Source organism: Pseudoalteromonas arabiensis (genome assembly GCF_001550155.1).
Classification (GTDB): domain Bacteria; phylum Pseudomonadota; class Gammaproteobacteria; order Enterobacterales; family Alteromonadaceae; genus Pseudoalteromonas; species Pseudoalteromonas arabiensis.
Genome location: NZ_LRUF01000019.1, coordinates 1 through 13,345, shown reverse-complemented (window position 1 = coordinate 13,345; position 13,345 = coordinate 1). Strand labels below are relative to the sequence as shown.

Sequence of the window (13,345 nt, the reverse complement as noted above, 5' to 3'; positions counted from 1 at the left end):
TTATGGCGCTTTTTTTGTGAAATCAGCCATCTCTAAATAGTGTTCAATACCTGTGATTTTGTCACTTGCATGATGATTAACGTACACAACAGTACTTGTCCCTGCGGCGCAGATTTTTTCTATCAGTAATAGCACTCGCTGCCTATTTGCTTCATCAAGACCAAGGCAAGGCTCATCTAAAATTAATAAATTAGGGTGTTTTATCATTGCCCTCGCAATCAATAATAATCGCTGATCACCAAAGGATAGCTGACTAAAAGAGCTATTTTTTTTGTCACTTAAACCCAGCAAAGCTAACCACTTGGTAGCAATTTCTAGCTGTTTATCAGTGGCTTTTTGATAAAGGCCAATACTGTCATAAAAACCCGATACAAGGGTATTGAGTGCCGTGATACTGACTCGATAATCCATATGCAGCGCATTAGAGATATAACCAATGTGCTGTTTAATTTGCCAAATACTCTCACCACTGCCACGCTGAAAACCAAACACCTTAATATCGTTGTTATAACACTGCGGGTTATCGCCAGTGATAAGGTTCAGCAAGCAGGTTTTACCTGAGCCATTTTTGCCGGTTAACTGCCAATGTTCGCCTTGATTTATTTGCCAGTTTAGGTTTTCAAAAACTGTCTCACCCGCATAGCTCACTGAAGCATTTTTTAGTTTTACTAACATCGAATCAGTAAGTGTGGGTGCTTGATGATCACTATCTGCGTCAGGTATTCGTAGCTCTGTATGAGTTAGATGCAATAGCTTTAATAAATCATCGCGCTGCTCAATTGTGGGGTTTGCTAATTGCTGAGCCACATCACCCGCTTTAACATAGCCGTAGTGTTCAACAAAATCAGGGATTTCAGTTAATCTATTGAGTACAAAAATGAGAGTTGTTGTTGCGCTTAACCTTGTTAATAATTGATTTAGCTCAGCCATCGCTGTGACATCTAAACCATCAAACGGCTCATCAAGCACAAGTAAATCTGGTCGCCCTACCAAAGCCTGAATTAACAATAATTTACGGGTTTCTCCGGTTGATAAATCGCGAAATGCCTTGCTAAGCTTATCTTTAAAATCAAACATGGCAATTAATTGTTGTAGCAACTCATTATCAAGCTGCTGCTCATCACGGCCAGCAATCATAATCTCGTAAACGGTGCTAGAGACAGTAACACCCTCAACAATGTCATCTTGATCTTTTGTTAGCTCCGCCGCGAGTAGCTGCTTTTGGCTGTCTGGTGAGACCAATGCAACGCGCTCAAAGCTATTCTCATAGTGGCCTTGCTCTATTTTAGCAAAACCGGCAATGGCTGCAGCCACTGCTGATTTACCCGCGCCATTGGCGCCAAGTAAAACCCATTGCTGCAATGCCGATACATTAATATTGAGATCATCTAAAAAATAAATATCATTACCCTGCCCCTTTAGGCTGGCTTTAACATTAACCAACTGCACTTGTTGCACGTTGAATCCTCATTCTAAGTTACCGTTAGCTTGACGTTACCCCATTCGATAAAAAATTAAAAATCGTTTAAACCTTTTTTGAATACAGCTGCGACTAAGGTATAAAAGGTCATTTATAGGAAAAAAACAATGAAAAAATTACTTTGTGTGGCTGCAATAGGCCTGATACTGGCAACCTCAGACTCTACAGCAAAAGATTCACGAGAGCTCAATCACACCTTTGCAATTAATGGCACAAGCCAGCTTGAAATCGATTTTCCAGTTGGCAGCTTAGAAGTACAAAACTACACAGGCAGCGAAGTGGTGGTCACAGTGCGTATTGAGCCAAAAAACGATACAGGTTGGTTTGACTCTGAAATGGACTTATCAGATATTAAACTTAGTCATTCACAAAGCGCAGGCTCACTGAGCTTAAAGCTTGATAACGATGATATTCAACAAAATTGGTTAGTAAAAATGCCCAACACAATGGCGATTGATGTAGAGCTAGGTGTGGGTGACATTGAAATAAATGATACAAGTAACTCTGTGGATATTGAGCTTGGAGTGGGGGCTGTGCGTATCGATAGTGCACTTGATGACTACAAACGTATTGAGCTGGAAACAGGTGTGGGTGATACAAAAATTCGTGGCATGCTAAATGAAGCAAAACAAAGCAGAAAAATTGTCAGTTCACACTCAAACTATAGTGGTAATGGGCAATTTGAGATTGATGTTGAGGTGGGCGTCGGCGATATAAAAGTCAGTAATTAAAACCTTTAATGGCGCTTATTCTGGTCTATTTTCAGCAAACATAATCGTCAAGGCTTTTTCTACTGTTTCGGCTGTTATTGGTTTATATAAGTGAAGGTTTGCACCTAACGCATAGATGCGTTGCAAATCTTCACTGGAGGTATTGGCTGTTACAGCCAAAATAGGCGTCAGTTGACATTGCTCATTTCTAATTATGTCGATTGCTTGAAAGCCATCCATCACAGGCATGTTGAGATCCATGAATATCACATCATATGGCTTAGTTTCGGTCATATCTGTCGCGATTAAACCGTTTGGCGCTATATCATAAGTATAATTAAATTGGCTCAGAATGCGGCCTAATATTGTCGCATTTAAAGTGTTATCTTCAACAATTAAACAATGCAAGCTACTAGGTAATAATGCCTTAGTTGCCTCTTTGGGTGCTTGCTTAAAGGCTAGCTTTACTACCACTTTCACGCCATGGGGCGGGACATTAAAAAACTGAATATCCCCTTCAAGCGCTTTAATAATTTGTTTTACCCTGAGCAGTCCCGTTTTTAAACCTTGAAAATTCTGCTCTGCATCTTGCTCGTCATTTAAAAAATCACTGGATGAGTGGTCAAACCCTTTACCATTATCTTGCACCTCAAATACAAAACCTTTCTCACCTTGGCAACTGGCTGTAACCGCTATACGCCCTTGTGTTGGAGTGAACTTGACAGCATTGTTTACAAGCTCTGCAAATACTTGTTGGAGTCGCCCATGATCACTAATGACCTCTTTGTTTACTGATTCTGCAAAGTTAATCGTAAAAGTGATTTTTTTATCATTACACGCATATTCAAACGGAGTAACGGCCTGCTGAAGGCTAGTTAATAAATTGCCTTGTGCTAAATTCAGCTGCCACTCCCCTGTAGTAAGCTTCTGCAAATCAAGTAGCTCATCCAGCATTGAGACTAACCTATTTACGCAGTATAAAGCCTGCTTTTTTGTGAGTTGCTGATTATCATTAATATCCAGCGCCCCTATTGACGCTGTCAATCCTTGCAATGGTGTTCTAAATTCATGACTGGCGCGAGCTATAAAACGCTCTTTATTATGGCTAACACGCTCTACCACTTCTTTTTGTTGCTGATATTGTTTTATTGTTTTTGCAATGAGCTTTTCCATTGGTTTGAAGATAAACATAAGCTCCACAATCAGCAATCCAATCGCAATAACCCAAAAAACAATCTCTAATATAGAAATGACTTTTACCTTGGTAACAGCGCTTTGCTCTAAGAGATAAACAGCTTTATCTAAGTCCATTAAAAGCTTTTCTAAATGTTCACTGCTAAATGGGGAGCGACCTTGAGTACCATAATTAGAGCGACTATTTAATAGCTGCTGCGCTTTACTAATGTATTGCTTAACGTGCAAGTCTAGCTGTGTTGGAGAAGAGAAATAGTGAGCCTTTAGCGCATCATTTAAATAAAGAAACTGTCCACTGCTATCTTTTTGAAGTAAAAACTGATGACCCGCCACGAATTGCTCTACAGCGTGCTGCAATAGCATGCGATGCTGCTGTGTTTGCCCTGATGGTTCGAAGATAAGCGCATTTCCATAAAGCGCTATTTTTTGTGACAACATGCGCTGTTTACCAGCGATGTTAATAACTTGCGCATCACCTTTTTGAATATAAAGTAAATACTGCATCAAAGACACAGATACCGAAATTAAAATGGCGATTGCCAACAATCCCCAGCGATATCGTTTCCTGATATCTACAACCAGATCTAACATATCCGACTCAAGTATTTTTTATATTCAGTGTAGTATAAAAAGATTTATAAAGCCTATAGCTGTAGGCTTTATAAATCAGACTACTTACTCGTTATTACCTATTCTCTAAGCGGTTGTAATCGAATAGGCCAAACTCAACACCACGGTATTCTTTCGCTGTTTGGTGCAAAATATCACTGTACTGCCAAAACTGCGGATGAGTTCGGCGAATTGCAAACTCACTTTTTAAATCTCGATATGCAGCTTCATCCGTTACTTTTGCAAGTCCAGATGCAAACGCAGCGACTTGCTGTTCATTGTGTAGATACCAAATAGCTTCAGGGTAATCACCAATAAAACCAGGCACAATAGTGACAGTGTCTTCTGCATAAGCACGTTGCCCTTCTTCATTCAACAAGCTCGAAATATTATAGTGAGCATTATGATGAATAAGTGTGTATGCCTTGTGTTTATCGCTGCCATTTTTTACTAACACAAACGATATTTGTGGCAATAGATTCACTGCCTTAACAGGTAAATGATTAATACTGGCTAACGGCTCTGGTACTTTTGTATAGTCAAATCGAGGGCTCAAAACAGACTGCAACTTTGCTTTTAACATAGTGAACAACTCAGTTTGCGGATCTGATGTTTTATAATCAATGCCTGTTGGTTGACTAAACGATAACTCATCTTCGAAGAAGTTAGTTAAGCTAGGTGGCGATTTACGATACCACTGAGCTTTAATTTCCTTACGTTTAGCCTCTGGTAGCAATGCCAAATAATTCGCTTCACCTTCTAAACGTAAAAAGTCCATATATAAACGGGTAAGTAACTGATGGCCTATATTGCCATACACGTCGAAGCCTGCCACCAGCAAGTAGTGAATACGTTCAAACAACGCATAATCAAGCACCCACGCTGTTTTTGGCTGCTGGCCTATCCAACCTTTGACAACCGTTGCGCTATCAAAATGACGAAATACTGTTAGCGCCGCATTTTGGTTATGCCCGTCACCTTGCCAAAGTAGATCCGTTGTTAAATGTTGGCCATTTTCAAACATTTTATTGGCCAACGCGACTTTTGCCGACAAATACTGGTTTTGACGTTTAGAGTATTTTACCCAACTGGAAATTGGTAAAGCATTACTCTCTTCTTCAGCTGGCAACGCAAGTGCATCTTCGTGCTGTAATAATAACTCACCCACTTTAGGTGTAGCTGCCATTTCAGGCTTAGCAAAAGCCACCCAAAATTGATCATTAATAACATTTAAGGCTATTTGACCACGGCATACAGGCCCTTTTATGAAGCCCATAATTATCAGCTCAGCTTCATCAAGCATAAATTGATAGCGTGAGTTAACAGGGATTGCAGCAAATGCTTTAAATGGGTTTGATGCAACCTCAGGTTTATAACTCGGTAGCTTATTTACCTGATAGTCAGCCTCAATGAATTGCGAATGTAAGCGTTCAAGCTTCTCATCATTAAGTGCTAAAGGCAGGTGCGTTTTCGCTAAAATAGTTGAGCGATCATGCATTAAGCGATAGTAAACTCGTTCAACTTTAGGATCTTCATACGGGCGACGAGTACTTATTACTTTGATATCTTGCCCTGGCGGAGTTGATGAACGCACGAGTTTAAAATAACTATGCTTATCAGCATGCTCAGGGAAGTAAATATGAGCCAAATACCAATGTTCATAAATATAGCGCGCAGCTAGCTGAGCTTTTAGATCATCTTGATTAAAAAATGCTTCCCAACGCTTAACCTGCTCAAGAACATCGGGCTCTGGTGGCTCGATGTGAGCTAAATAGCCCCCCTTTCTTAACCATTTAGCAAGATGCTGAAACTCTTCAGTTGAAATCCCCGGTAAACCATAAGGCATACCACTGTGAGGGTTATTTTTAGCAAATGAGTCGAATTCACCCATTGTGGTACAGGTTTGCTCGCGATCAAGGCTGAAATCAAATTCATCGCCTAAAATTGCTTGCGCAGGTAATGGGCTGCTTTGTTTAAGCACTAGGGCATTATAAAGCACACTGCCTGCAAGGTTGGCTTCTTCAGTTTGAATGCGCTCATTGAGCACCGGAGTAAAACCTTTTTCACGCCACTGAGCAGTATCAAGTGCGTCAAACAGTAGTCGGCTAGGCTCCTGAGCAAGTAAACGTGTCCCATCATAAACGCGCTCTTTACTAAGGCCACGATCAATTCCTTCTACTGATGACAGTTTTAACTGACACGGTGCATCATAACAGCCATGGCACACAACACATCGGCTATCAAGCACAGGTTTTACATCCGTTAAAAACTCTACACCTTCAGCTGAGGCTGCAGCGACTACTCGTTCTTGAGGCTGCTCTTTGCCAAAAAGTTCATCGTAATGCGCTGCACCTAAATAAGCACAACCGCTTAATAATATTAAACCAAACAGCGTGGTTAAGGCCTTTTTCATCCTTCTTCCTCACTATCTTCGATGTCATCACCCAAATCAAATGTTGGCATCATATCGACTTGTGGCGATACAAAGCTATGCTCCCCTTCGGTGCTTAACATTGCACTTAGTAAGGGGCCTCGAACAAGGGTTAATTGGGCATCGTGTTCTGTATCAATAAGCGATTGGTAATCAACGCTAAGAACATCAACACGGTAATCTGTCAGCGTTATAGCTACGCTGCTATCTTGCGCAGGGTTTTGACAAAGCTGAGTCAGCAACTCTTCACTGAGCGTGACATGCAAAAGTAAATCTGGGGACTCAATGTCACGACGGTGAAGGTTCTCGTCAAAATAAAAAAGGGGAAGAGTTAAATCGCTATTCTGCTCTAATTCCATGTGCTGCTCTCTACATCGATATGGCTTTCAATTATACGAGTATAGCAAACAATAAGTTCAAAAATTAGCGAAAGTTATCAGTAGTTAGCAGCAATTTAACCACTAACTACCCTATTTTTAAACAAGGTGAGCTTGCCTTACCAAGGTAAGGTTTCACCATTGGAATGCCAAAAGCCTCCGGTATTACTCAGGTTTAGTTCATCAATACGTTTTATTAAACGCTCTACTGCTGTGTCGGGGCTAATATCACCTGCAAAATTAACCATTTGCGTTTGCACAAACCCAGGATGAAATAATCCAACCGCAATTTTTTTATCTTTAAGCTCGTGCGCCAAACTTACCCCTGCGGCATTCAGTGCAGCCTTAGACATACGATAACCAATATAACCACCAGAACTATTGTCGGCAATTGACCCCATTCGTGATGTGATCATCGCAACCTTCGCATTAAGGCCCAAACTTTGTAGTAGTGCGTGAGTGACTCGAACAGGGGCGATAGCATTCACGTGAAGTTGTTTTTCAATTGCACTAAAGTCCATATCGTCTAAAGTTTCGTTATGAAAAACACCAGCGTTATTAATCAAAATATCAATTTTGTCACCATGGAGGTGATTTGCTAACGTGGTAACATCATCGGCGTTGGCCACATCAATATCACTAATGATTTTGATATCTAATGCTTTAAGCTCTTCACTAGGGGAACGAACAACGGCGGTTACTCGATACCCTTTCGTCACGTATTGCTTGCAAAAATTAAGGCCAATACCTTTATTTGCACCTGTTACCACAACATGCTTTGTCATCACACACTCCTAAAATTATCTTGTATCCTATAACCTTGGGGTTAATAAGAAAAAAACCAAGAGCTAAAGCCCATAAGCAATTATGGCCAATAACTCTTATTAATGATGATGTTTGTGTGAGCCTTGTAACTGGTTACCTTGAGCATCATAAAAACCACTGGCGCCATGTTCAACAAAGCCTTGGTTAATCATTTTTGCGAGGAATGGGTCGTTTTCATTGTCGCCAATGTCTGCGTAATCTGTGGTTTGATAGTTATCCCACTCTGCAAACTGTGCCTTCACCTTTTGTTGATTATGATTGCTGGCTGTTAAAACAATTTCACGACTATAGCGTGGTGATGAAATGCGAATTGATTTTAGTAATTTTTGATTCGCAAGCCAGCTTAGCTCTATCTTGCTCTCACCTTGCTGCTTTGTATAATACTCCACCAGCTCACAGCCTTCACCTGTACTTTTCTGGTGCGTCATTGAGGCTAAAAGCTTATCGCTGACTAACTGATACTTACTACTCCAATCTTGCTTGCCTTGCACTTCTGAGGGTTGATACTCAATACCGCGCTGAGCCTCTTGAAAGTAACGAATTGGTCTTATTTGTTGATTCCGTAACTCTTGCCATAATTCAATAAACTGTGGGTTTTGTTTAGCCACTTGATGCGGCGTACGCCAAAGAGTAAAAATGCTTTCTGTGTGCTGTTTATTAGTAATAGTACCTGTCGTCACTTTGTAGTTGGCTTGCGTAAAACCTGTGTTCATGTTGCATTGGCCAGCAACGGCGAGTGGACTCATTAATGTGGCAATTAAGATAGCTGCTTTCACGGTATTCTCTTTTTATCTGCGGTTTTCTATCAATAACTTACAGAGTAAGGGAGGCTCTAAGTGCCTCCCAAAAACTCATTACTGTGCTAATTTAGCATCGGCTTGTTTAACAAGGTCAGCGGCATAATCCATTACATGGAAAATAAGGCTTTGCTCATTAGTACCCGTTACTAAATGCGCGCCAGGGCCTACTGCATACACACCCACATCTTCTGCAGCATGTGTTTCGGAACCCAATGGTACAACAGCCTCTTGGTGGAAGCCTGGTGTTGTTGTGTCAACATCGGTAAGGTCAACGCGACCTGTCACCGGTGCAAAGTTATAACCTGCATCAGCATCGGTTTCATCACCTAGGTCACGGAAACCACCGCCATTGGTATAACCAACCGTTGTGTACGGCATATTATCGGCGGCAAGTGATGGTTCATCACTCCCCACTGGTACCACTTTACCTAGTATTGGGTTACCACGTTTTGGGTAGCCTGCAATGGTAAATACGTGGCTGTGGTCAGCTGTTACGATTATTAACGTGTCTTCAATACTGGTTTTATCAAGGGCAACTTGCACAGCTTTTGAAAGCTCAACTGTGTCGCTTAATGCATTGTATGCATTGCCCGCATGGTGAGCATGATCAATACGACCAGCTTCAACAGTTAAGAAGAAACCATTGTCGTTGTTATCGAGTACATCAATTGCTTTTGCGGTCATTTCAGAAAGTGACGGCTCACCAGCAACATCGTTCGCGCGGTCTGCTTCGTATTGCATATGTGATTCATTAAACAGACCAAATACGCGCTCTGTTGTATCTGCATTGATTGCATCAAAACCTGCTTGGTCCATCACATACTGACCCGCTGGGTATTTCGCTTTCCATTCTGCAGTTAGGTCGCGACCATCGGTACGGTCGCCTTCCACAGAGCTCACAGCATCTGCTGAGTTAAATGCAGCGTCTTTAGGTAAGAAATGACGACGACCGCCGCCCATCACAACTTCTAAACCATCAACATTTAAGCCGGCATAGCGTGCTTCTAAGTTTGCCTCAAAATTAACTAACTGCGATGCAATATCTTCACAGCCAGCAGTAACTGCAGTTTCAGGCATATCTGATACGTCTTCCCAGTTACGATCTGCCGATTTTGCATACGTTGCAGCAGGCGTTGCGTGTGTAATACGCGCAGTCGATACAATCCCTGTCGACTTACCAGCAATCTCAGCCAGCTCCGTCGCCGTTACCAGCTCATTGCCCGCAACCGTTGCGCAGTTGCCACGTTCGATATCTTCATCAACGCCGATAACACCTGCATCGGTTTTTACACCTGATGCCATTGCCGTCATCGTGCCCGCTGAATCAGGTGTTTGCGCATCCACGTTATAGGTTTTAGCAAAACCAGAAAACGGTAAAGCTTCAAAGCTAAGTTGGTGCTCTTCACCTAGCTTACCTTCTAGCTGACCTGCCATAATACGTGCAGCAGTCACGGTCGAAATACCCATGCCATCACCTACAAACAGGATCACGTTTTTCGCTTTACCTGAGTCTTTCGCAACTGCAGCAATGTTTTCTTCGCTAGTAGCCACTTTGACTTGCGCTTCTTTAAACCAGTCATTATCCGTAAGCGGCGCTAGCTGTGCTGCTGTTAAGGTGGTTGCCGGTGCATTACATGACAAAGTTGTATCGGTAACTTCTGCTGAGTCTAATGTACCGTTATCATTGCTATCGGTGCCAGTTAGCGTTTCTGTACCACCGTTTACACACTGCTCTGACCCCACAGCGAGTGTGTTTTCAACCGTTAACGTTTTTGGTGAGTTGTCATCATCATCAGAACAACCCGTTAATGCCACTACTACAGCAAGAGAAATTAAATTTAGTTTTTTCATCGTCGTCGCCATTATTCTTCAATTAGTTCGAGAGCTTGATTAATGATGTGGAAAATTACATTCTGCTCCACAACCCCTTGCGCAAGTTGCGCACCTGGACCTTTCGCATGCAGTGAAATATCTTCACCAGCATGAGTCTCTGAACTTAACGGCACGATGGCTTCTTGGTGATAACCTGGTGCAGTCGTATCAACCCCCACTAAATCAGCGCGGCCTGCAAAAGCAGCGTCGTTATATGATGCATCTGCATCAGTTTCATCGCCTAAATCACGAAACCCTAAACCATTTGCATAACCAACGGTGGTATAAGGCATACCATCTGCAGCAAGACTTGGCTCTTCGCTACCCACTGCAACTACTTGACCTAGGATTGGATTACCACGCTTGGGATAGCCAGCAATCGTAAATACATGGCTGTGATCAGCAGTAACAAGGATTAATGTTTCTTCAGGGTTCGTGTTATCGACTGCTGATTGCACCGCTTTAGCAAATTCAATAGTATCGTTTAACGCGTTATAAGCGTTGCCTGCGTGATGGGCATGATCAATACGACCTGATTCAACAGTTAAAAAGAAGCCTTTTTCATTATTCTTCAATATATCGATTGCTTTAGTTGTCATTTGTGAAAGTGAAGGCTCACCTGCAACGTCATTATCACGATCTGCTTCATACTGCATATGTGATTCGTTAAACAATGCAAAAACTTTTTTCTCATCGCCAACCAGTGCATCGAAGCCAGCTTGGTCCATCACATACTTGCCATCAGGGTACATTGCTTGCCATTCAGCAGTTAAGTCACGCTCATCGGTACGGTCACCTTCAACACTGCTGACAGCATCAGCCGAATTAAATGACACATCTTTTGGTAAGAAGTGGCGACGACCGCCGCCCATTACCACATCAAGACCATCTACATCCGTACCAACGAAACGCGCTTCTAGATTTTTCTCAAAATTAACCAGTTGTGAGGCAATATCTTCACAACCAGCTTCTATTGCATCCGCTGGCATATCTGATACATCTTCCCAATTACGATCAGCCGATTTTGCATAGGTCGCTGCTGGTGTTGCGTGTGTGATACGTGCTGTTGATATTACCCCAGTTGCTAGGCCCTTAATTTCAGCCAGTTCAGTCGCCGTGATTAACTCATTGCCAGCAACTGTCGCACACTTGCCACGTTCAATATTTTCATTAACCCCAATTACGCCAACATCCGTTTTAACCCCTGAGATAATGGCCGTCATCGTCCCCGCTGAATCAGGGGTTTGCGCATCAACGTTATACGTTTTAATTTGCGCAGAATAAGGAAACTCCTCAAAGCTAAGTAGGCCTTCTTCACCCGTCTTACCTTCCATTTGCCCTGCCATGATGCGGGATGCAGTGAGCGTTGAGATACCCATACCGTCACCAACAAATAGAATGACATTCTTCGCTTTAAACGTTTGCTCAGCCTGAGCTGCCGCTTCTTTTTTTATTACTTTAGCTTCTGCGGCACTATACCAATCATTTTGTTTTTGACTATCTGGTAACACGCCCGCATTGGCGGTGGCTGAGAATGCCAACGTTAAGCCAATTGCAGTGGCAATTTTATTAATTTTCATCGTTACGTTCCGTTAGTACGTTATTTTTAAAGAGTTAGAGTGCTAACTAAACTGCACAAGAGTAATCAGCGCGGTTATGGTAAAAAGGTTTTGTTACTTAAAAAGTGACTTTTCATGACGAAATGATGAAACAAAAGAGGAAGCCTAGGGGCAAGTTAAGCTATTAGTTTTAGAGGAATAAAAAGTAGTAGTAATGATGAGTGAATGCTCAACTCATTTTCTTTAACCATTAAAAAAGGCCGCCTAAGCGACCTTTTTCACAGTGTTACTGCAATCTGTAGATTATTCTACGATTGTAGCTACAACACCAGCACCAACTGTACGGCCACCTTCACGGATAGCGAAGCGTAAACCTTCGTCCATCGCGATTGGAGCGATTAGCTCTACAGTCATCTTGATGTTGTCACCAGGCATTACCATTTCAACGCCGTCTGGTAACTGTACGTCACCTGTTACGTCAGTTGTACGGAAGTAGAACTGTGGACGGTAACCTTTGAAGAATGGCGTGTGACGACCACCTTCATCTTTAGAAAGTACGTATACTTCTGAAGTGAACTTCGTGTGTGGAGTGATTGAACCAGGCTTCGCTAGTACTTGACCACGTTCAACGTCTTCACGCTTAGTACCACGTAGAAGTGCACCGATGTTCTCACCCGCACGACCTTCGTCTAGAAGCTTACGGAACATCTCAACACCTGTACACGTTGTCTTCGTAGTTTCTTTGATACCTACGATTTCAACTTCGTCATTCACGTTGATGATACCAGCTTCAACACGGCCAGTTACAACTGTACCACGACCTTGGATTGAGAATACGTCTTCGATAGGCATGATGAATGGCTTATCGATGTCACGCTCTGGCTCTGGGATGTAAGAATCTAGTGCTTCTGCAAGCTCAACGATTTTGTCTTCCCACTCTTTCTCGCCTTCTAACGCTTTAAGCGCAGAACCTTGGATTAGTGGTAAGTCATCACCTGGGAAGTCGTACTCAGAAAGAAGTTCACGAACTTCCATCTCAACTAGCTCAAGTAGCTCTTCGTCGTCAACCATGTCACATTTGTTCATGAATACGATGATGTAAGGTACACCAACCTGACGAGAAAGTAGGATGTGCTCACGAGTTTGTGGCATAGGACCGTCAGTCGCAGCAACTACTAGGATTGCGCCGTCCATTTGAGCAGCACCTGTGATCATGTTTTTAACATAATCGGCGTGTCCTGGACAGTCTACGTGTGCGTAGTGACGAGTTGGTGTATCGTACTCAACGTGTGAAGTTGAGATTGTGATACCACGCTCACGCTCTTCTGGAGCGTTATCGATTGATGCGAAGTCTTTCGCTACACCACCGTATACTTTTGCAAGTACGTTAGTGATTGCTGCAGTTAGGGTAGTTTTACCGTGGTCAACGTGGCCGATTGTACCTACGTTTACGTGCGGTTTTACGCGTTCAAACTTTTCTTTTGCCAT

Annotated in this window: 10 protein-coding genes; 1 reads left to right on the top strand and 9 read right to left on the bottom strand. The window is 42.5% G+C overall.

The features are described 5' to 3' along the window. Complete coding sequence (modF, locus tag PAARA_RS07835; protein WP_062568495.1) at positions 1 to 1,458, bottom strand: molybdate ABC transporter ATP-binding protein ModF; 1,458 nt, start codon at positions 1,456 to 1,458, stop codon at positions 1 to 3. 129 nt (positions 1,459 to 1,587) lie between these two features. Here modF and PAARA_RS07830 point away from each other — a divergent pair, with 129 nt between their 5' ends. Then, positions 1,588 to 2,211: a DUF4097 family beta strand repeat-containing protein gene (locus PAARA_RS07830; RefSeq protein WP_062568494.1), complete on the top strand. Its 624-nt coding sequence runs from the start codon at positions 1,588 to 1,590 to the stop codon at positions 2,209 to 2,211. 15 nt (positions 2,212 to 2,226) lie between these two features. Here the strand turns inward: PAARA_RS07830 and PAARA_RS07825 are convergent, their stop codons facing one another. The 8 genes from PAARA_RS07825 to tuf all read right to left on the bottom strand — a co-directional run bounded on the left by PAARA_RS07825 (position 2,227) and on the right by tuf (position 13,345). After that, positions 2,227 to 3,975: a hybrid sensor histidine kinase/response regulator gene (locus PAARA_RS07825; RefSeq protein WP_083515283.1), complete on the bottom strand. Its 1,749-nt coding sequence runs from the start codon at positions 3,973 to 3,975 to the stop codon at positions 2,227 to 2,229. A 94-nt stretch (positions 3,976 to 4,069) separates the two neighbouring features. After that, on the bottom strand, positions 4,070 to 6,406 hold the full coding sequence (locus tag PAARA_RS07820) for a fatty acid cis/trans isomerase (RefSeq protein ID WP_062568492.1): 2,337 nt from the start codon (positions 6,404 to 6,406) through the stop codon (positions 4,070 to 4,072). Further along, positions 6,403 to 6,783: a hypothetical protein gene (locus PAARA_RS07815; protein ID WP_062568491.1), complete on the bottom strand. Its 381-nt coding sequence runs from the start codon at positions 6,781 to 6,783 to the stop codon at positions 6,403 to 6,405. The genes PAARA_RS07820 and PAARA_RS07815 overlap by 4 nt, the downstream gene beginning before the upstream one ends. Before the next feature lie 137 nt (positions 6,784 to 6,920). Next, positions 6,921 to 7,586 carry an SDR family oxidoreductase gene (locus PAARA_RS07810; protein ID WP_062568490.1) on the bottom strand — a complete coding sequence of 222 codons (666 nt, stop codon included), beginning with the start codon at positions 7,584 to 7,586 and terminating at the stop codon, positions 6,921 to 6,923. Between the two features lie 99 nt (positions 7,587 to 7,685). Beyond that, the gene (locus PAARA_RS07805) at positions 7,686 to 8,402 is read right to left on the bottom strand and encodes a hypothetical protein (RefSeq protein WP_062568489.1); all 717 of its coding nucleotides are present in this window, start codon (positions 8,400 to 8,402) and stop codon (positions 7,686 to 7,688) included. Positions 8,403 to 8,480: 78 nt separating this feature from the next. After that, positions 8,481 to 10,277, bottom strand: a complete 1,797-nt coding sequence (locus tag PAARA_RS07800) for an alkaline phosphatase (RefSeq protein WP_062568488.1) — start codon at positions 10,275 to 10,277, stop codon at positions 8,481 to 8,483. 11 nt (positions 10,278 to 10,288) lie between these two features. Beyond that, entirely contained in the window at positions 10,289 to 11,878 is a 1,590-nt protein-coding gene (locus tag PAARA_RS07795) for an alkaline phosphatase (RefSeq protein ID WP_062568487.1), read from the bottom strand. A gap of 282 nt (positions 11,879 to 12,160) precedes the next feature. After that, positions 12,161 to 13,345 carry an elongation factor Tu gene (gene tuf / locus PAARA_RS07790; protein ID WP_062567544.1) on the bottom strand — a complete coding sequence of 395 codons (1,185 nt, stop codon included), beginning with the start codon at positions 13,343 to 13,345 and terminating at the stop codon, positions 12,161 to 12,163.